The 19,931-nt window shown below is 37.5% G+C and carries 20 protein-coding genes and 1 riboswitch; of the genes, 13 read left to right on the forward strand and 7 right to left on the reverse strand.

Annotation, left to right across the window (positions count from 1 at the left end; genetic code table 11):
• The first annotated feature begins 26 nt into the window (after positions 1-26).
• The 3 genes from AC5YGI_RS18205 to AC5YGI_RS18215 all read left to right on the forward strand — a co-directional run bounded on the left by AC5YGI_RS18205 (position 27) and on the right by AC5YGI_RS18215 (position 4,845).
• Positions 27-2,939: a TonB-dependent receptor plug domain-containing protein gene (locus AC5YGI_RS18205; RefSeq protein ID WP_330745759.1), complete on the forward strand. Its 2,913-nt coding sequence runs from the start codon at positions 27-29 to the stop codon at positions 2,937-2,939.
• Between the two features lie 103 nt (positions 2,940-3,042).
• Complete coding sequence (locus AC5YGI_RS18210; protein WP_496169162.1) at positions 3,043-4,008, forward strand: NAD-dependent epimerase/dehydratase family protein; 966 nt, start codon at positions 3,043-3,045, stop codon at positions 4,006-4,008.
• Positions 4,009-4,092: 84 nt separating this feature from the next.
• Positions 4,093-4,845: a polysaccharide deacetylase family protein gene (locus AC5YGI_RS18215; protein WP_330745760.1), complete on the forward strand. Its 753-nt coding sequence runs from the start codon at positions 4,093-4,095 to the stop codon at positions 4,843-4,845.
• 146 nt (positions 4,846-4,991) lie between these two features.
• Here the strand turns inward: AC5YGI_RS18215 and AC5YGI_RS18220 are convergent, their stop codons facing one another.
• Together AC5YGI_RS18220 and AC5YGI_RS18225 are read right to left on the reverse strand one after the other, a co-directional pair.
• Complete coding sequence (locus AC5YGI_RS18220; protein ID WP_330745761.1) at positions 4,992-6,197, reverse strand: metallophosphoesterase; 1,206 nt, start codon at positions 6,195-6,197, stop codon at positions 4,992-4,994.
• A gap of 67 nt (positions 6,198-6,264) precedes the next feature.
• Entirely contained in the window at positions 6,265-7,338 is a 1,074-nt protein-coding gene (locus AC5YGI_RS18225) for a 3-oxoacyl-ACP synthase III family protein (protein WP_110009405.1), read from the reverse strand.
• A 101-nt stretch (positions 7,339-7,439) separates the two neighbouring features.
• Here AC5YGI_RS18225 and AC5YGI_RS18230 point away from each other — a divergent pair, with 101 nt between their 5' ends.
• The 8 genes from AC5YGI_RS18230 to AC5YGI_RS18265 all read left to right on the forward strand — a co-directional run bounded on the left by AC5YGI_RS18230 (position 7,440) and on the right by AC5YGI_RS18265 (position 13,723).
• On the forward strand, positions 7,440-8,009 hold the full coding sequence (locus tag AC5YGI_RS18230) for a hypothetical protein (RefSeq protein WP_034695976.1): 570 nt from the start codon (positions 7,440-7,442) through the stop codon (positions 8,007-8,009).
• 3 nt (positions 8,010-8,012) lie between these two features.
• Positions 8,013-8,744 (forward strand): bifunctional demethylmenaquinone methyltransferase/2-methoxy-6-polyprenyl-1,4-benzoquinol methylase UbiE, encoded by a 732-nt coding sequence (gene ubiE, locus AC5YGI_RS18235; protein WP_002980528.1) that lies wholly within the window; start codon positions 8,013-8,015, stop codon positions 8,742-8,744.
• Positions 8,745-8,747: 3 nt separating this feature from the next.
• Positions 8,748-9,530: a type IX secretion/gliding motility protein PorT/SprT gene (porT, locus tag AC5YGI_RS18240; RefSeq protein WP_110009404.1), complete on the forward strand. Its 783-nt coding sequence runs from the start codon at positions 8,748-8,750 to the stop codon at positions 9,528-9,530.
• The gene (locus AC5YGI_RS18245) at positions 9,523-9,972 is read left to right on the forward strand and encodes a FlxA-like family protein (RefSeq protein WP_227943922.1); all 450 of its coding nucleotides are present in this window, start codon (positions 9,523-9,525) and stop codon (positions 9,970-9,972) included. Before porT ends, AC5YGI_RS18245 begins: the two co-directional genes overlap by 8 nt.
• Complete coding sequence (locus AC5YGI_RS18250) at positions 9,972-10,259, forward strand: cell division protein ZapA (RefSeq protein ID WP_110009403.1); 288 nt, start codon at positions 9,972-9,974, stop codon at positions 10,257-10,259. Before AC5YGI_RS18245 ends, AC5YGI_RS18250 begins: the two co-directional genes overlap by 1 nt.
• A 233-nt stretch (positions 10,260-10,492) precedes the next feature.
• Entirely contained in the window at positions 10,493-12,058 is a 1,566-nt protein-coding gene (rny, locus tag AC5YGI_RS18255; protein ID WP_171006220.1) for a ribonuclease Y, read from the forward strand.
• 73 nt (positions 12,059-12,131) lie between these two features.
• Positions 12,132-13,373: an MFS transporter gene (locus AC5YGI_RS18260; protein WP_330745762.1), complete on the forward strand. Its 1,242-nt coding sequence runs from the start codon at positions 12,132-12,134 to the stop codon at positions 13,371-13,373.
• Positions 13,374-13,540: 167 nt separating this feature from the next.
• The gene (locus AC5YGI_RS18265) at positions 13,541-13,723 is read left to right on the forward strand and encodes a hypothetical protein (protein WP_110009396.1); all 183 of its coding nucleotides are present in this window, start codon (positions 13,541-13,543) and stop codon (positions 13,721-13,723) included.
• Between the two features lie 79 nt (positions 13,724-13,802).
• On the opposite strand, the gene AC5YGI_RS18270 is transcribed toward AC5YGI_RS18265, so the two are convergent.
• The 5 genes from AC5YGI_RS18270 to AC5YGI_RS18290 all read right to left on the reverse strand — a co-directional run bounded on the left by AC5YGI_RS18270 (position 13,803) and on the right by AC5YGI_RS18290 (position 19,114).
• Positions 13,803-14,738 carry a YeiH family protein gene (locus AC5YGI_RS18270; RefSeq protein WP_330745763.1) on the reverse strand — a complete coding sequence of 312 codons (936 nt, stop codon included), beginning with the start codon at positions 14,736-14,738 and terminating at the stop codon, positions 13,803-13,805.
• Between the two features lie 224 nt (positions 14,739-14,962).
• Positions 14,963-15,838: a LysR family transcriptional regulator gene (locus AC5YGI_RS18275; RefSeq protein ID WP_330745764.1), complete on the reverse strand. Its 876-nt coding sequence runs from the start codon at positions 15,836-15,838 to the stop codon at positions 14,963-14,965.
• A gap of 256 nt (positions 15,839-16,094) precedes the next feature.
• Positions 16,095-17,402: a voltage-gated chloride channel family protein gene (locus AC5YGI_RS18280; protein ID WP_330745765.1), complete on the reverse strand. Its 1,308-nt coding sequence runs from the start codon at positions 17,400-17,402 to the stop codon at positions 16,095-16,097.
• Positions 17,403-17,433: 31 nt separating this feature from the next.
• Positions 17,434-17,501: riboswitch (Fluoride riboswitch) on the reverse strand.
• A 214-nt stretch (positions 17,502-17,715) separates the two neighbouring features.
• Positions 17,716-18,555 carry a GLPGLI family protein gene (locus AC5YGI_RS18285; RefSeq protein ID WP_496169165.1) on the reverse strand — a complete coding sequence of 280 codons (840 nt, stop codon included), beginning with the start codon at positions 18,553-18,555 and terminating at the stop codon, positions 17,716-17,718.
• 91 nt (positions 18,556-18,646) lie between these two features.
• On the reverse strand, positions 18,647-19,114 hold the full coding sequence (locus tag AC5YGI_RS18290; RefSeq protein ID WP_002980508.1) for an acyl-CoA thioesterase: 468 nt from the start codon (positions 19,112-19,114) through the stop codon (positions 18,647-18,649).
• 121 nt (positions 19,115-19,235) lie between these two features.
• Here AC5YGI_RS18290 and AC5YGI_RS18295 point away from each other — a divergent pair, with 121 nt between their 5' ends.
• Complete coding sequence (locus tag AC5YGI_RS18295) at positions 19,236-19,592, forward strand: arsenate reductase family protein (protein WP_330745767.1); 357 nt, start codon at positions 19,236-19,238, stop codon at positions 19,590-19,592.
• A gap of 146 nt (positions 19,593-19,738) precedes the next feature.
• Positions 19,739-19,927 (forward strand): hypothetical protein, encoded by a 189-nt coding sequence (locus tag AC5YGI_RS18300; protein WP_330745768.1) that lies wholly within the window; start codon positions 19,739-19,741, stop codon positions 19,925-19,927.
• Positions 19,928-19,931: the final 4 nt, after the last annotated feature.

Raw genomic sequence — 19,931 nt, forward strand, 5'->3', positions numbered from 1 at the left:
AATCATTACATTTGAAAAAAAAATACATGAAAAAAAATTACCAGAAAATTATCTTTTTGGGAACCTTGGTCTTTGTGTCAGCCAGCCTAAATGCACAAACGAAAGATTCTATAAAAGTAAAGGCAGTAGATGAAGTTAAAATTACTGTAGGATCCAGAAATAAAAGCCGAGTTGCAACCGATACACCCGTTCCTGTGGATGTTATCAATATTGGATCACAATCTGTACTAAGTCCGCAAACCGATCTTAATCAGATCTTAAACTATGCTGCGCCTTCTTTTACTTCCAATTCAACAACTGTAGCAGATGGTACAGATCATGTTGATCCAGCTCAATTGAGAGGGCTCGGGCCGGATCAGGTACTTGTTTTACTTAATGGAAAAAGAAGGCATACTTCATCACTGGTTAATATCAACGGTTCTCCGGGTAGAGGGTCTGTAGGGACCGATCTGAATGCTATTCCTGCTTTTGCTATTGAAAGGCTGGAAGTATTGAGGGACGGGGCTTCAGCACAATATGGCTCTGATGCAATTGCCGGAGTTATTAATGTGATCATGAAGAAGAATACCAATGCATTTAGCGCAGCAATTATGGGAGGTGGATTTAATTCGAAAGGAGCTAATGATCATACCGGAGGATGGGATGGAGAGAAATATCAGCTTGATCTTAATTACGGAACTAAAATTGGTAATAATGGGTTCGTCAATTTTACGGCAAGCTTTCTGAACAGAAATGATACCAGAAGAGCCAAGTCGGCGACAGGTGATATTTTTAATGCATATAATGCTATTGAGCAAAGGGCATTAGAAAATGGAGTGAATATTTCTGCTCTTTTCGGGAATATCAATAACACTCCCAATACGCAGCAAATCATAGATTATATACATCAGTATGCCCCAAATGTAAACTATTTTACTGCTGCACAGCAGGCTGATATTCAGTCGGCAAATACAATTACAGCCCTGCAGAATCTACTGAAGGGTGATGTAACTGAAAATGAACTTGCCTACAGAGGGTTAACAAGAGACGACTTTAATATGAGGGTGGGGCAGTCCAGGTTAGGATCCGGTCAGTTTTTTATGAACTCCGAATTTGATCTGTCCTCAACAGTCCGCGGATATGCTTTTGGAGGAATCTCCTACAGAGCAGGCAATGCGGCAGGGTTTTACAGAAGACCTAATCAAAACAGAACTTCAACGTCAATATATCCTAATGGTTTTTTACCGGAAATTGCTTCTGACGTTATAGATCTCTCTTTTGCAGCAGGATTTAAAGGAAAATTAGGAAATATTAATTATGATATCAGTAACACTTACGGAAGCAATACTTTTGACTATACAATAAAAAATACGGCCAATGCATCCATGCTGTATCCTGGTAAAAGAGAGTTTAATGCAGGAGGTTTGGGATTCTCTCAAAATACCATCAATGCAGATTTCGATACAAAGTTAGACTGGTTAAAAGGATTTAATATTGCCTTTGGAGGAGAAATGAGGTTTGAAAAATACAAAATAGAAAATGGTGAAGAAGCTTCATGGGCTCTTTATGATATTAACGGAAATATACAGACTCCAGGAATAGACCCTCGCTTGAAACCTACAGATTTTTTTGGAGTTTATACTCCCCCAAATCCTAATCTTCCAATTGGTCCAAATAATCCAGGGTCGATTACTAGTGTCAGGCCCGGAGGAGCTCAGGTATTCCCTGGTTTTCGTCCTGAAAATGCTTTAAATAAAGGAAGACATTCCGTAGCTGCTTATGTGGATACGGAGCTGGATGTTACCGATAAATGGTTGGTGAGTGCTGCTTTGAGGTATGAAAACTATTCAGACTTTGGTTCTACATTCAACTATAAGCTGGCAACAAGATATAAGCTGACGGATCATATCAATCTGCGGGCGGCACATTCCACAGGATTCAGAGCTCCTTCCTTACAGCAGATTTATTTTAATGCTACAGCGACACAGTTTGTGGGCGGAACAGCATATGAAGTAGGTACGTTTTCTAATGATTCTGATGTAGCACGTATTCTTGGAATTCCACAATTGAAACAGGAAGAGTCGGTGAGTTATTCTGCCGGTTTTACGGCTAAAATTCCACAGGCGAATCTTACATTCACAGTAGACGGTTATTACATTAAGATTAAAAACAGGGTGGTCTTAACAGATCAGTTTTCAAGACCGTCAGGAACCTATCCGGCGGGAAGTGATCTTGCTAAATTACAGACTGCCTTTGATAAAGCCAATGCAAATGCTGCCACTTTCTTCGCGAATGCGATTGACACTCAGACTAAGGGTATTGAAGGGGTGATTTCACACAAAGCAAGGTTTTCTCAGTCGGTAGCTTTGAATTCTGATTTTGCAGTTACGGTGTCAAAGACGAACAAGATAGGCGATATACATGGTTCTGATATTTTAATCAATGCCGGGCAGATCAACAGGTATTATTCGGAATCCAGCCGTGTTTACCTTGAAGAAGCTATCCCGAGGTTCAAAGCTTCCCTGAATAATGCCCTTGAAATTAATAAATTCAGTGTGCTGCTAAGAAATGTTTATTTCGGAAAAGTTACCGACCCTAATACGATGGATGCTAACGGAGATGGAATTGTAAGCGGAGAAATCATTAACGGCCAGGCTGTCGCTACTGAACATCCGGTTTGGGGAGGAAAAATAATTACCGACCTGTCTTTCGGATATAATTTTAATAAAAACTTTAAACTGACAATCGGGGCGAATAATTTGTTTGACATTTATCCTGATAAAAACTACGGCCCGGCAACGGTAAAAACTCCTTCTCTGGATGCTTCCGGTAACCTTGTGTATGTCAATACATCTACTATCGATCTTTCTAATCAGAATCAGTTTGTATACTCGAGAAATGTTTCTCAGTTCGGAATGAACGGAAGATTTCTTTTTGCCAGAGTAAATCTTACTTTTTAATTACAAGCTTAGGGAATATAAAAAGGTGTACGAAAGTATACCTTTTTTATTATGGTTGACATGTTTTTTTTACTTTTGTACAATTCTAAAAAAAATCTGAAAAATGGAATCCTATACGGAAAGAATACTGATTACAGGTGCCTTGGGACAAATTGGTACCGAATTAACGAACAGACTTGTTGAAATCCACGGAGCGGAAAACGTAGTTGCCTCAGGATTGGACAGATGGCAGGAGGGAATTACCTCTGCCGGACACTATGAAAGAATGGATGTTACCAATACCCAATTGGTAAGACAGGTGATCAAAGATTACGATATTACGACAGTGTACCACCTTGCTTCGCTTTTATCCGGGACTTCGGAAAAGCAGCCAATTTTTGCGTGGAAGTTGAATCTTGAACCGCTGCTTCATTTTTGTGAAATGGCAAAAGAAGGACTTCTTAAAAAGATCTTCTGGCCAAGTTCAATCGCTGTATTTGGGAAAGGAATTCCAAAGCATGACGTAGGACAGGATGTAGTGCTGAACCCAACAACCGTTTACGGAATCTCCAAAATGGCAGGGGAGAAGTGGTGTGAGTACTATTTCGATAAATATGGTGTGGATGTAAGAAGTATCAGATATCCTGGATTGATTTCATGGAAGACTCCTGCGGGAGGTGGAACAACCGACTATGCTGTTGAGATTTTCTACAAAGCAATTGAAGACGGAAAGTATACAAGTTTCATTTCGGAGAATACAGGAATGCCGATGTTGTATATGGATGATGCTATCAATGCAACCTTGAAATTGATGGAAGCTCCTAAAGAAAGTTTAACGGTTCGTTCTTCTTATAATTTGGGCGGAATGTCATTTAATCCAAAAGAACTGGCGGAAGAAATCACAAAAGAAATTCCGGATTTTACAATCGATTATAACCCGGATTTCAGACAGGCAATTGCTGATTCATGGCCGGCATCCATTGACGATTCCGTAGCTAAAAAAGACTGGGGTCTGACGTATGATTTCGGAATTTCTGAAATGACAAAAGATATGATTAAGAATCTGAAGGTAAAATTAGCAAAGGATTAATAATATAAAGTAATACTTTAATTAAAAATATCTTTAACATCTGATTTTTAATATTTTATAGAATTTATATAAATTTTAATTTAAATGGTATTATTGACTTTTAACATCACTTGTATTGAAGCCGGAGTAAAAAACGGCTCTCAAATTTCTGATGAAGAGCGATTAAAAATCACTGAAGATAATACCAGAGCGATTCTGAGAATTTTAGATATTCATGATGTCAAATCAAGTTTTTTTGTAGAGGTTTCTCTTACTGAAAAACTTCATCATTTAATAAAAGCAATTTCATCCAAAGGGCATGAAATTGCTTTTTATAACAAAGGTTCAAATCCTGAAGAAATTGAAAATGCCAAGAAGAATATTCAGGATCTTCTGGAAAAACAAATCAGAGGAATCCGTCAGAAAGATGTAAAAGTTTCCCAGGAAATTTTGAAGATGATGGAATTCAATTATGTCTCCAATATTGATAATGCCAATATTCTTTTTCCTTTCAAAAGACTTAGAAGAGATACTGTAATTACAGAGGAAGACGGACTGAGCATTGTCCCGGAAAGTATCTCTCCGTACAGTCAGCTTCCCTATAATGATTTTGTATTTCAGATTCTGCCGATGAAGTACTATCAGAATATGGTGCTGGAAACTTTGCAGAATGAAGAATTTGTGCTGATCTACCTGAATACATGGCAGTTTACGGATTTCAAGAAATACCGTTTTGATATTCCTTTTTACCGAAGCTTATTTTCGGGCAAAAAAATGGAGGACAAATTAGATGCCCTCCTTACTTTTCTTAACGACAGGGAAATGGCCACTTCCCGTATGAAAGATTATATTTTTTAGGTTGCAGGTGATAGGTTGCAGGGAGTAGGGAAAGAATTCAAGGTTTAATGTTTTGTGTAGCATGTAACGAAATAAACGAACTCACAACCAAACAATTCGCTACTAATAACCCGCACTCCGAATCTCGCATCCCGAAGCCCGGACCTCTAGCTCAACTCAAAAAGCGTAATCTCCGGCAGTACACCTACTCTTCCCGGATATCCCAATACTCCGAATCCTCTGTTGACATACAGTAGTTTTCCTTCACTTTCGTATAGATCAGCCCATTTTGGGTATTTATATTGTACGGGTGACCATTTGACATTCTTAAGATCCAGCCCAAACTGCATCCCGTGCGTGTGTCCCGAAAGCGTCAGATGGATATTTGCAGGGTGTTTTTTTACCACATAATCAAAGTGGGTAGGATCGTGGCTCATTAAAATCTTAGTGGCAGATTCCGGTACGCCTTGTAAAGCATCTTCAATCTTTCCGAATTGTGGGAACGGCTTCAATCCCCAGTTATCAACCCCAAGAATATAGAGTTTTTCTCCGTTTTTTTCAATGACTCTGTGTTCATTTCTCAGCATGTCAAATCCGGCTTGCTTTTCATAACCAATCAATGTGTCAAGGTTTTCTTGTTTAGCTGCAGGCGATTCCCATGTTACATAATCTCCGTAGTCATGGTTGCCTAGGACGGCAAATTTACCGTCTTTAGCCTGGATTTTTGAAAATAAGGGAATAAAAGGTTTGAATTCATCAGCAACGTTATTCACCATATCTCCGGTAAATAATACCAGATCCGGCTTCTGCTCATTAATCAGCTCAATGGCATGCTCTAATTTGCCGGGGTCAGAGAAACTTCCGCTGTGAACATCTGAAATCTGGATGATTTTATAGCCTTTAAAGCTTTTCGGAAGGTTGGCGAAATTCACTCTTACCCTTCTCACCTTATGTCTGTATTTTCCAAATGTAATCCCGTCTATGAAAAGAGCGGAAAGAACGCCGCTCATTCCCAATCCAACCAGGCTCAGGAACTTTCTTCTTTCCGGGAAGAAATTTTCCGATGGCTTGGCGAAACCAATCAGGTAACCGCCCGTTCGGACAATATCATCAATCAATAAAAATAAAACGATAAAGATCTTTGGAAGGATGAAGATTAAAAATAACGAAATCATGATCTGAGCTCTTACCATACTTCTGTCTGATCTTTGGTAGTGGGTAACTTCATACGCGAAAATTCCATACACAACTAAAGATATGACCCAGTATCCGATTCTGATCCAGAAATTATCGGTAAGTGTTTTGACGGCCTGATAAATGTACACTTCCAGAAAAAGGAAGATTGCAGCAATGATTAAAAAATTCTTTTGCATGTTCTGATCAAAAAAAAGCACAAAGAATAAACTTCCCTGTGCTTTTATATTTTTAATGGTTTAAATATTACTTTTTGGGAAATCTATAAACGATAGCATTGATGTTCATTCCGGCACCTACCGAAGTCATCACAATGTTACCATTATCTTTAAACGATTGACCCTCCATTTTTCCTTTAATTATTAAATCATACATAGTAGGAATTGTTGCCACGGAAGTGTTTCCGAAATCCTGAATAGTCATAGGAGAGATGGCATGATCATATTCTTTCACATCATAAAGCTTATGAAGTCTTTCAATCATTGCATAATCCATTTTAGCATTGGCCTGGTGAATTAAGATTTTGTCTATATCTTCAATAGAAAGACCGGCATCAGTAATGGTATCCTTGATGGCAACCGGTACATTTTTTAGAGCGTATTCGTAGATTTTTCTTCCTAACATTCTTACATACAGACGCCTCTGATCTACTTCTTTATTGATGGAAGGAGCGTTTTCAAGATAGTTTAATTCCGGTCCGTTATCACAAATTGTGTTGTGGGCAATAATTCCAACATTCTCTTCATCCGTAGCTTTTACCACTACAGCTCCTGCACCGTCTGCAAAGATCATTCTGTTTCTGTCATGCGGATCTGTTACTCTGCTTAAAGTTTCTCCTCCGATAACAAGAATGGTTTTGGCTACTTTAGCTTTAATAAGGTTATCCGCCAAAATCATTGCTTCTACCCATCCCGGGCATCCGAAAAGCATATCGTAGGTTACGCATTTTCTGTTTTTGATTCCCAGTTTGTTCTTCACTCTCGCTGCCATTGTAGGCATAAAATCAGCATATCCGTGTTCAGTAACTTCCCCGAAATTGCTTGCATAAATAATATAATCCAGGTCTTCGCCGTCTACTTTTGCGTCCTCAAGGGCAATTTTTGCAGCTTCATAACCGATTTGTGAGTTGGAAAGATCATCCTCAATGAATCTCCTGTTTTCGATTTCTGTAATCTCTACAAATTTCGCAATGGTCTCTTCCACAGGCTTTTCAATCTTTACCCCGTCTTCAGTGTAAAACTCGGAATTCATGAAGTAATCTCTACCAATAACTCTGTTCGGAATATAACATCCAGAGCCAATAATGATCGTATTCGGCATTCGTTTATATGATTTTTTTAAAGATGCAAAGTTAATAATTAATATTAATAACGGAGAATTAAAAATATTATTAAATTTGCAAAAATTGTACTTTACAATCTATGAAAAACAACTCGTCCTTAAAAGGCTTACTTATTGCAGCTGTGGCGTTTATCGTTGCCTTTGGGATCTACTTCCTTTTTTTAGCCAAGAAGAATTATTATGTTGTAGATAATCCTACCCCGAATACGTATTATTTTAAGATCAATAACGGATCTGAAGGAATTATTTCTGCGGGGCAGTATGTGCATGTGGATTTGAATAAAGGGAAAAACTCTATTCAGGTTTTTGATCAGAACAAGAAAATGCTTTACGATTCAGCATTTGAAGTGAATAAACTTCGCGGTCTGATTAATATTACCCATCAGGATTATTACGTAAATGATCAGTATTACGGATATAATCTTAAAAAGGATTCGTTGCTGGCTAACCTTGATAAAACTGTTATTGACGGAAAGGATTATTACGGAGGAGCAAGACGCTTCAATAAGCTTTACACAGAAGATTTTTATTACAATGTAGATGAAGACTATGACAAAGTGATCAAAAACATCCAGAAAGTGGAATCACGATCCAAAATCTTCAGAAAGCAGGATTACCTAAATTATTACAAAGAATATTACAAGTTTTAAGTTTTGACAAAAGATATCACCAAAGTTACTCCCTACAATTCAGAGGCTACCAAAAAAAGCCAGGTAGAGGATATGTTCGACAACATTGCACCGAAGTATGACCTTCTGAACCATGTTTTATCCATGAAAATTGACGTTTTATGGAGAAATAAACTGGTAAAATGGATGAAAAATGATAATCCGCAGGAAGTGCTGGATGTGGCTACAGGAACAGGAGATCTGGCAATTACTATTGAAAAAGGAACCGGTTCTAAAGTAGTTGGATTAGATTTATCACAACAAATGCTGAATGTTGGCGTTATTAAAATAAAAAAACTTAAATTAGACGGCAAAATTTCCATGCAAAAAGGAGATGCAGAAAATTTACCCTTCGAGGACAATAGATTTGATGCTGTTTCCGTTGCATTTGGAGTAAGGAATTTTGAAAACCTTACCAAAGGTTTGGCAGAGTTAAGAAGAGTAGTTAAAGATAACAAAAGTGTTTATATACTGGAGTTTTCAAAGGTTGAGGGTTTCATGGGACCATTTTATATGTTTTATTTCAAAAATATATTGCCTGCCATCGGCAGATTGGTTTCTAAGGATAATAGGGCGTACACATACCTTCCGGATTCTGTAAATGCTTTTCCTTTCGGGGAGAAGATGAAGCAAATTCTTTTAGATACGGGATTTAAGAAAGTTGAATATAAAAAATTAAGTTTAGGTATAGCCACAATTTATAAAGCAACAAAGTAACCTATGAATAAATTTCTATTAAAAGCACTGGTTTTAACCTCAGTAAATGTTGCCGTTTTTGCAAACGCGCAATTCAGAACCCGAAACAGAATGGACAAGTTGGAAGATTTCGACGAACAGAAATTCAGTTGGGGGTTTTATTTGAACGGGAACAGACTGGATTACCGCATTGTTTTACATCCGAAATACGGGATGAATGATAATGAAAACCTTGTTACCTCTAAGGAAAGCTATAGTTTCGGTGCCGGGCTTATTGCAAAATGGAGACTGAATGACTATCTTGACGTGAGAATAGAACCAGGTTTACAGTTTGCACAAAGACAGTTGACTTTTAATACTCAATCCAATGACATATATGCAGGAGGATCTTTAACGAATGATCCTTTTATGCCATTCCCTTTACAGGAAAAGGATAAAGTAAGAGAAATTAAATCTACGTTGATCGATATTCCGGTACTTTTGGAGCTTCACGGCCAGAGATGGTACAATTCAAGACCTTATGTTGCAGCAGGGGTGAATTACGTTGTAAACCTTCAGTCTAACGCTACTTCTACAGACGACAACATGCAGGGAATCTACAGATCTACTACGCACAACTTTGCATGGTCTGCAGAAATGGGAATCCAGTTTTATTTCAACAAATTTAAACTGACTCCTGCCGTAAGAGGAACATTCTTCATGAACAATGAAAAAGTGGCGGATAACGCTACTACACCTCCTTACTGGTCATCTGCAATCTCTACATTGCAGACAAGAGCAGTAATGTTCGTTCTGAAATTTGAATAAAAAATATTTCAATGAAAAATACACAGGAGGTGCGCTGGCACCTCCTTTTTTATTGTTATATCAAAATATAGAGTGTTTTATTTTTGTTAGTGTTATTATTTTTTTATTTTTGCTTTTAGTTAGAATATACAAACCTGAAATGCTTCAAGATTTAGAAAACAATTTTTCAGAATTAGAGAGAAAGATTTCGACTCTGCAAAAGAACTATAAAAATCTTACGGAAAATTTAAAAGAATTAAGTATTGAGCATGAAGAGTTGAAGAAGAAATATGATGAGGAAAGAAGAAAGAATCAGGTATTAGCAGAAGAACAAAAAAATATAAAACTTTATTCAGCAATATCAGGAAATCCTGAACACAATAGGTTAATGAAAAACCATATCAACAGATTGGTAAAAGAAATTGATTTCTGTATTGCTCAGCTTCAAAACAGTGGATTATAATGGAGATAAGGAGAATAACCGTCAACATTGCAGGAAGAGTGTATCCGCTGAACGTACCGGCAGCAGAGGAAGAAACTTTGCGTAAAGTAGGGAAGCAGATCGAGAATATGATTAAAGATTTTGAACAAAACTTCGATGTAAGAGATAAACAGGATGCTTTGGCAATGTGTGCCCTTAAACTGGGAACCAATGCGGAAGTAGTATCTCTGAACTACGAAAAAAATATTAATTCTACCAACGAAAGGTTAAAGCAGATTAATCAGTCGTTGAATGAAATCGGGAAATAGATTTTTTTTCCTGAAAATTACTGCCTACAATAATTCTAACACATTAAAGGTAAACTCAACGCTAAACAATTACCGAACAAATGTCCATTGAATGGCGTGCCGGACTTCCGGATTACAGACAGTGGAAATCAGTTCAAATCGTGTTGATTAGGAGTTTACTCTCAATCTCTGGATTATTGTGGGCTTTTTTTATTGAACAAGGATATGAATACAATTAAAACTCAATATAAATTATGATAGAAGTTATAGTCGGTGTTGTTTGTTTGGTAATCGGAGCTGTCGTGGGAATGTTTTTTTCCAGAAGTTCTCTGAATACTAAAGCAAAATTCATCATAGATGATGCCAAGAAAAATGCCGAAAACCTTATAGAAAAAGCTAATGTACAGGCTGAATCCATAAAGAAAGAAAAGAATCTTCAGGCTAAAGAAAAATTCCTGGAACTGAAATCACAGCATGACGCTGATATTCAGTCCCGCGAAAAGAAAATGCAGGAAGTTGAGAAAAGAATCAAAGACAAGGAACACAAGCTGAATGACGAGCTTAGCAAGACTGGGAAGCTTGAAAAAGATCTAGACAGACAGATTGCAGATTATGCCAAGAAGAACGAGATTCTGGATAGAAAACAGCAGGAATTAGATACGGCTACTGCCAAAAAAGTAGAAATACTTGAAAAAATCTCTAATTACACCGCTGAGGAAGCTAAAGCAGAATTGGTAGAAACCATGAGAGCAGAGGCCAAAACAAGAGCACAGGCACATGTTCAGAGCATCATGGAAGAGGCTCAGATGAATGCTAAAAACGAAGCGAGAAAGATCGTTATCCAGACAATCCAGAGAATCGGAACGGAGCAGGCAATCGAAAATTCAGTATCCGTTTTCAACATCGAATCTGATGAAGTAAAAGGTAGAATTATCGGTAGGGAAGGTAGAAATATCCGTGCTTTGGAAGCTGTAACCGGAGTAGAAATTATCGTTGATGATACTCCTGAAGCTATTCTTCTTTCATGCTTTGATCCGGTAAGAAGAGAAATTGCAAGACTATCCCTTCATAGATTGGTAACCGATGGTAGAATTCACCCGGCAAGAATTGAAGAAGTGGTAGAAAAAACAAGAAAACAGATTGAGGAGGAAATCATTGAAGTAGGGAAGAGAACCATCATTGATTTAGGAATCCACGGATTACACCCTGAACTGATCAAAATCGTAGGTAGAATGAAATACCGTTCTTCTTACGGACAAAACTTACTACAGCACTCGAGAGAAGTAGCCAACATTGCTGCAACGATGGCTGCTGAATTAGGATTAAACGTAAAATTAGCAAAAAGAGCAGGTCTTTTACACGATATCGGTAAAGTTCCTGAGCAGGAATCAGAATTACCACACGCCCTTTTAGGTATGCAGTGGGCTGAGAAATACGGTGAAAACCCTGAAGTAGTAAATGCTATCGGAGCTCACCACGACGAAATTGAAATGAAATCGTTATTATCTCCGATCATTCAGGTTGCCGATGCGATCTCAGGAGCAAGACCGGGAGCAAGAAGACAGGTATTGGAGTCTTACATCCAGAGATTAAAAGATCTTGAATCTGCAGCATTAAGCTTCGATGGAGTATCCAGTGCTTATGCTATCCAGGCGGGTAGAGAACTGAGAGTAATGGTAGAGAGCGGAAAAGTAAATGACGAAGTAGCGTCTCAGCTTTCTTACGATATCTCTGAGAAAATCCAGAATGAACTGACTTATCCTGGGCAGGTAAAAGTAACAGTAATCAGAGAAACGAGAGCTGTCAATATTGCCAGATAATAATCAGAAAAAGATATTTGATAAAAACCTTTCAAGAAATTGAAAGGTTTTTTATTTTTATCAAAACTTAAAAATGCAAGAACTGTCCCTGTCTTCAAAACTGAAGTACATTTTCTCTATTCCCGTTATTATTTCTGCCCTTGGCTATTTTGTAGATATCTATGACCTCCTTTTGTTTGGTATCGTTAGAATACCCAGTTTAAAAGCTTTAGGGCTTAATCCGGATGCGGACGGAACTTTTATTCTGAACTGTCAGATGGTAGGCCTTCTTATCGGAGGGGTGTTCTGGGGAATTTTTGGAGATAAGAAAGGAAGGCTTTCCGTACTTTTTGGATCCATATTAGTGTATTCTTTAGCCAATATTGCCTGTGGTTTTCTGCCTTATTTTCCAAAAGAGCATTTGGTATACCAATATGCTGGCTTAAGGTTTATTGCAGGTATCGGACTTGCCGGAGAGCTTGGAGCCGGAATTACACTGGTTTCTGAAAGTCTGCCGAAGAGTTTAAGAGCCATCGGGACCTCGGTTGTTGCCGGTTTTGGATTAATGGGTGCCGTTGTAGCTCAGCTGACTGTAGAGCTAGCCGGAGGATGGAATATTTCTTACATTATCGGTGGGATAATGGGAATTATGTTATTGATACTGAGAATAAGCGTATCGGAATCCGGAATTTATAAGAATCTTGAGCATAAAAACATCTCAAAAGGAAACTTTCTCTCCTTTTTTACCAATAAAGACAGACTGATAAGATATTTAAAATGCATTGCAGTGGGACTACCTACCTGGTATTGTATAGGGATTCTGGCTGTTTTAGCCAATCAGTTTGCCCCTGAATTGGGCATAAAGGATATCAACCCCGGAAAAGCCATCATGTGGGCTTATGTAGGTATTTCTGTCGGTGACCTGTTGAGTGGTTTTATTTCCCATGCTTTAAAATCACGTAAAATGGCCATCTTTTATATGCTGATCTTTACGCTGATCGGGGTGGCAATTATGTTATTCGGGAATACCAACACGGAAACCAGATATTACCTGTTTTGTGTATGGCTGGGATTTGGAACAGGATATTGGGCTATGTTTGTAACGTTGGCAGCAGAACAGTTCGGAACGAATATCAGAAATACGGCAACAACTACCGTTCCTAACATGGTAAGAGGTCTGGTACCGGTAATGATATTTGCTTTTGATGCTCTTAAAGGACATTTCCCGGTTGTGGAAAGTGCTGCCATAGTAGGAGTGGTGGTATTCGGGCTGGCATTTTATTCTTCACTTACCATTTCAGAAACCCATGACAGAGATCTTGAATTTACGGAATAATTTAACTTGTTTAATAAATAACATAGTGCTATTCCTTATTTTGAACATAATAATAGGGTTATTATCAATAAATTATTCAATTTTACATTAATTTTTGTTGCGAGTATTTAATATTTGTTTAACTTTGAAAGGTAACTAAAACTATATTTTTAATCAAACTAAATCTCATGAACATTATGAAAAACGCTAAAAAATTAAGAAAACAGGATCTGAAAAACATTACCGGAGGAATAAGCGGAAACCCTGATTTATCACTTTGCGGATGCAGCTGCTCAGGAGCAGTAACCGGACCTTGGTATTGTGTACAATATATTGGCTGTCCACAGGTTTATACTTGCGGAGAGATCTAAGAAATTATTTCAATTAGAAATAAACATTTCCACATTTAATATGCAGAACCCTTTTGATTTCAAAAGGGTTCTGCTCTTTTTAATGGATAATGTAAAGAAGGCTGCCGATGCTTATCGTTACCCATAGGATAATTGCCATTACCAAAGGTTTTAATCCGATTGATTTTAGTGTTTGAACAGAAAGGGTAGAACCAATCAAAAATAAAGTCAGATTCAGACCGGATTTTGCCAGAACGGTAATTGAAGTACTGAAACGGTCAAGAAAGGGAAAATAAGTATTCAAAAGGATTGCTACAATGAAATATCCAATAAACCAGGGAATCTTTATTTTGGAATCTTTACTTTTAAAAATAAACATGGTAATCAGTGAAACAGGAATAATCCATAAAGCACGAGCCAGTTTTACTGTGGTGGCTATTTTCAAAGCTTCATCTCCATATTTACTGGCAGCACCCACTACAGAACTCGTATCGTGAATTCCCACTGCACACCAAAGCCCAAACTGCTCCTGTGAAAGATTCAGCAGGTGTCCTATTGCAGGGTATACAAACAAGGCAGCCGAATTTAATGTAAAAACAATAGCCAGTGCAAGAGAAATTTGTTTTGTATTAGGTTTAATGATGGGAGAAACAGCAGCAATAGCACTCCCGCCACAAATAGCAGTTCCTGCGGAGAGAAGATAAGATAAAGGTCTTTCCAGTTTAAATAATTTTCCCAGAAAATATCCTAAAACCATAACGGTGACAATACTTACAACAGTCAGCATCAAGCCTGTTTTTCCGGCATGAAGCGCTTCATCAAGCTTCAGCCCGAATCCAAGACCTACAATTGAAATCTGCAGCAGTAAATGAATATATTGATGAAGGTGTTTTTCAAAAGGATTTCCGATAAAGACAACCAGGAAAAAACCCAGCGCCAGGGCGATTGGAGAAGATATAAAGGGGGTAAGGCATAATACAGCCAAAACAATAAAAAATACTTTCCTTGTTATTTCATTTTGAATGAAATCTTTCATAATGCGAACTTTTAAAATGAGTATCAAAAGTCCGGAAAATAGTATTACAAAGTAAATCGTATTTTGTTATATCCGATAACTAAAAGTTATACCTTTGCTTATTGCTTATTGCTTATTGCTTATTGCTTATTGCTTATTGCTTATTGCTTATTGCTTATTGCTTATTGCTTATTGCTTATTGCTTATTGCTTATTGCTTATTGCTTATTGCTTATTGCTTATCGCTTATTCTGCAAACCTCAAAAAAAGTTTGATCAGTTCAGATTGTTCTCCTTTGGGAAGGATAAAATGAAAATCTCTTTCGATACTGAAATTTTTAATATCAATCACTGTAAGGATGTTGTTTTTTAGCTCGTTAAGGATAGTGCTGATAGAAAGAAACGCCATACATTCCGAGTGTAGAAGGTAATTTTTAATACTTTCACTGCTTCCCAGCTGTATGACAGTATTCAATTCATGGATATTAATTTCCTTTTCTTTAAGCCTGTTTTGGATAAATTCCAGCGTCCCGGAACCCTGTTCCCTGAAGATAAAATCCAGCTGATAAAGATCTTTTAAGCTTAATGTTTTATGGGCAAGAGGATGATCTGACTTTGCGGCCAGTACAATCTCATCGGGCTTAAACGTTTTATATTCAAAATAAGAAGACTGTGATTCTCCTTCAATAATGCCCAGATCAATTTTCTCCTCTTTTAAAAGGGTTGAGATGGTTTCTGTATTTCCTGTCAGCAATTCAATCTTAATATCTTTATAATACGAATTGAATTTGGCTAAAATCTCCGGTAAAATATACTGTGCAACGGTTGTACTCGCCCCGATAATCAATTTTCCCTTATGCTGCTGACTGATCTGGCTGATCTCAAATTCCATGTCACGGTAGATGTTTCTGATCTTTTCGGCATGTTCAAACAAAATTTTTCCGCTTTGAGTCAGTTGGATAGAAGTTCCTTTACGGTCAAATAGCTTAGCACCTATCTGAGTTTCAATCTCTTTAATATGCTTGGTAACAGCGGGTTGGGAAATGTGAAGCTCCTCTGAAGCCTTCGTGAAACTTAATCGGGTAGCCACCGTATGGAAAACTTTTAATCTGTAATCGAACATGGGGGTAAAATTACGAATTATAGTTGGAAATGGTGAAGAGAGTTTGAGAGTTTGAGAGTGGAGGGTAATGAGATGCGAGTTGCGAGTTTCAGGGTTTCGGGTTTCGGGATTTTGGGTTCAAGATGTTATAAGTGAAGAAGAACAAAGAACCATTAAAAACCAGCATCCAGCAACAAAATAAACAAATAACTGTGACCTCGCACCTCGCACCTCGCATCCCGTAACTCATAATCCGCACCCCGAATCTCGAAACCCCTTATAAAAAATCCGAAACAGACTTGTCCTGCTGACTTTCAAATCTTCTGTTTTTTGCCTCTCCAATCTTTTGTTTTGTATAAATACTGTTATGACCGGAAAGAAGATAAGAAACGACACACGCAATAGCTACATAAACACCGCATTCTGCCCCGAATAATTCAATTCCCATCAGCATACAGGCTAGAGGAGTGTTGGTAGCTCCTGCAAATACGGCTACAAACCCCATTCCTGCTAATAATCCGAAGGGTAAAGGAATGAATAGTGACAGAGCACTGCCTAAGGTAGCACCAATGAAGAACAAAGGTGTCACTTCTCCACCTTTGAATCCGGCCGAAAGCGTAACAATGGTAAAAATCATTTTTAAAGCAAAATCATACAGTGGAAGCTGCTTTTCGAAAGATTCCACAATTACAGGAACGCCCAGTCCGATATAACGGGTTGTTCCCATCGCAAAAACGGCAAGTGCTATAATAATTCCTCCTACCACAGGACGAAGCGGAGGGTATTTGATATTTGATTTAAAGACAGAGCCCATCCAGTGGATGATTTTACTGAATGCAGCAGCGCAGATTCCAAAAGCTATTCCCGCCAGAATGCTATATAGAATTGGTAAGAACTCAAGTTTAGGAATAAAATCAATATGGTAATGGGTATGTTTTACATTCCAGAGATTGGTAGCCCAGTCCGCCAGAATGGCAGAAGCAAATGCCGGAAAGATCGCATTGTAACGAATCCTTCCGATCAGAAAAACTTCAAGACCAAAAACGGCTCCTGCCAGCGGCGTTCCGAAAACAGAGCCAAATCCGGCTGCAATAGCAGCAATAATTAATATTTTTCTTTCATTTCGGTCAAGTTTAAAAGGTTTGGTGAGCTGATCTGCGATAGCACCTGCCATCTGAAGAGCTGTTCCTTCACGGCCGGCAGAACCTCCGAAGAAATGCGTTGCAATGGTTCCCAGATACACAAAAGGAGCCATTTTAAAAGGAATAATTCCCTTGGGTTCATGGATGGTATCAATCAACAGATTATTTCCAGCCTCAACATCTTTTCCGAAATAATAATAAAGAAGTCCTATCAGAAATCCTGCAGCAGGAAGTAAAGCAATCAGCCAGAGATGATTTTCTCTGAAGTTTGTTGCCCATTCTAAAGACTGAAGAAATCCTGCAGAAGCGGTTCCTACCAATACACCAATAATGATACTGATACACAGCCATTTTAAAATATAAGGAATTGCCGGAAATTTTCTGAAGAAAAAACGAGTATGAAAAACTGCTTTTTTACCTGGTGTTCTTTGACTTTTTGACATAATAATCCTGATTAGTTATTTGTTAATAATCTTTTAATCAGGCGTCATCAGCTTTTGTAAAGCGGTTGGGTAAGGAAGAACACCATTTCCTTTTGAGAGTACAAATATATGAATTATGATAAAAAGATAAAAGATAAAAGATAAAAGATAAAAGATAAAAGATAAAAGATAAAAGATAAAAGATAAAAGATAAAAGATAAAAGATAAAAGATAAAAGATCTTATGTTAAAATTCAATAGGGGTGGGCTTTAGCCCAGCCAAATAAATTTTAAATCCCATTGGCTTTAGCCCAAACTTAAAAATAACCATAGCTTTAATATACCGGATAATGCATCGCCTTATTGATTTCAATCGGGTTATTATATTTTCTGATGACCTCCTGCATGCTTTTGGTCTGGGTATTCAGTTCATCCACATTATGAATTTCCTTTCCATTGATATTAATTCTAAGGTCATTATTGGATTTGCTGATATTATTTCTTTCAAAAGCAAAAGGATCATTATAAAACTCCATAAGCAGCTTATATTTTTGCTTTTCGTTAATAGGGATTGCCTTATTGCCAAAGCTGGATTCCAGGAAATCTGAAGTAGAGGGGACTTCCGGAAGTTCTCTGCTTTTAACGAGAGTATATAGGAAATTTTTCTTAGCATCTGATAGCTCAAAGATTAAACCAGGTAATCCACGCAGTTTGAATGGCCCTTCATTAAATGGAATGTCTTTACAGAACCAGGCCGTCCAGCTTCTCCCTCCAAATTTTGCAGTTGCTTTTTGTAAAGTATAGTTTTCTACCTTTTTAATCTCATCAGCAATGGTCCAATTGATCTTATCCGTTGTTTTAAATGTGTAATATCCATTTTTAATGTTGATGAAATTTTCATTATCAAAAGAATTGATCTTTCTCTTAACCACCTGTCCGGTCATATCCGTATAGCTGAAGTTCGTTCCGAATTTTTTATTCAGTGAGTCTCTGATGGCGAGATCTTTTCCATAGAATTTTACTTCCTTCGGGGTGATATCCAGGATCATATTCACTTTTTCATATCCAGCCTCGGTAGAATCCATTTTATACTGAAGCTCATAAATAAACCGGTGTGTCTGAGACTGCACCAAAGCTATTACAAGCAATACTGTTAAAGTAAAAAAACTTTTCATATCATGTGATTGGTCGTTTTTTGTTACTGGTTTCCCAAAACCTTAAACCTTGAACTTTAAATATTGCAATCTCGCATCCCGAAACCCGCTCTTACAAAAAAGGTTTCATTTCATCTTCAATCTGCGTTCTCAGCTCCATCAGGCGTTTGGCATACATTTCAAGCTGTTTTTCTTCCTCTGTTTCCGGTGTCCATTTTGGTACAGGGAGTTTCTTCCCATTTTCATCCACGGCTACAAATACGATAATACAATGTGTTTTCTTCTCAAAGTTGGGCTGTTTTAAATTTCTTGAAAAAACATTGATAGCGATATGCATGCTTGAAGTTCCGGTATAGATCACCTGGGCATCTACTTTTACTACTTCCCCTATTTTTATGGGATCATAAAAACGGATTCCACCCACATAGACGGTAACAGAATAATTACCACTCCAGGTTGTTGCGCATGCATAACCGGCCTGGTCAATCCATTTCATAACACTTCCTCCATGTACATTTCCTCCGTAATTTACATCTGAAGGTTCCGAAATAAACTGAAAAGTAATTGGCTTGTTCTGCATCTTTATAAAATTTGAATAAAGTTATTTAATAATTTCCAAAGTTTTAGATTAAATCCTACTTTTGAAAGACGAAACTTTCAATGAAAGAGAATTTTAACCTATAACAGATTTAGAACCCGTAATGAAGAAAGTATTTTATCTCAATACATGCGATACATGCAGAAAAATTTTAGCCCAATTTGACCTTACAGACTGGGAACTTCGTGAAATCAAAAAAGAACCAGTTACAAAAGAGGAATTGGCGGAAATGTATAAAAAAACAAAGTCATACGAAGCATTATTCAGTAGAAAATCCACTCAGATCAAATTGAGAGGTCTGGATGTAAAATCTCTAACAGAAAAAGATTTTAAAGAATTGCTGCTGGACCATTATACTTTCCTGAAAAGACCTGTATTTATTACCGATAAAGAGATTTTCGTGGGTAATGACAAAAAAAATGTTGAAGAACTGCAGAAGTTCTTTGGCGTAAGCGAATAAAACAATTGTAAATAATTGATCTGTCCGGCTCTATAATGAATTCATCATGGAGCCGGACGTTTTTTTATTTTGTGGCTGTAAGTGTTTGATTTGTAGCTGTTTTATAGCTTTTAATGTTTATATTTATCTTCACAAAAATTTATAATATGAAAACACACTTTTCAAAAACAAAGAATCTGAACAGATCAGCCTTAAAGGAAATTAATGGTGGAGAGAAAACCCTTCCGGTTAACTGTAATACATTATGTTTTCCCGCAGGCGGAGTGCTTTCCAATACTCCCGGCGTAGGGGATGCCTGTTCTCCCGACAGGAAAATCTGCTGCATCTGTTATTAAGCAA

The organism is Chryseobacterium sp. CS3K3.1 (genome assembly GCF_059515165.1).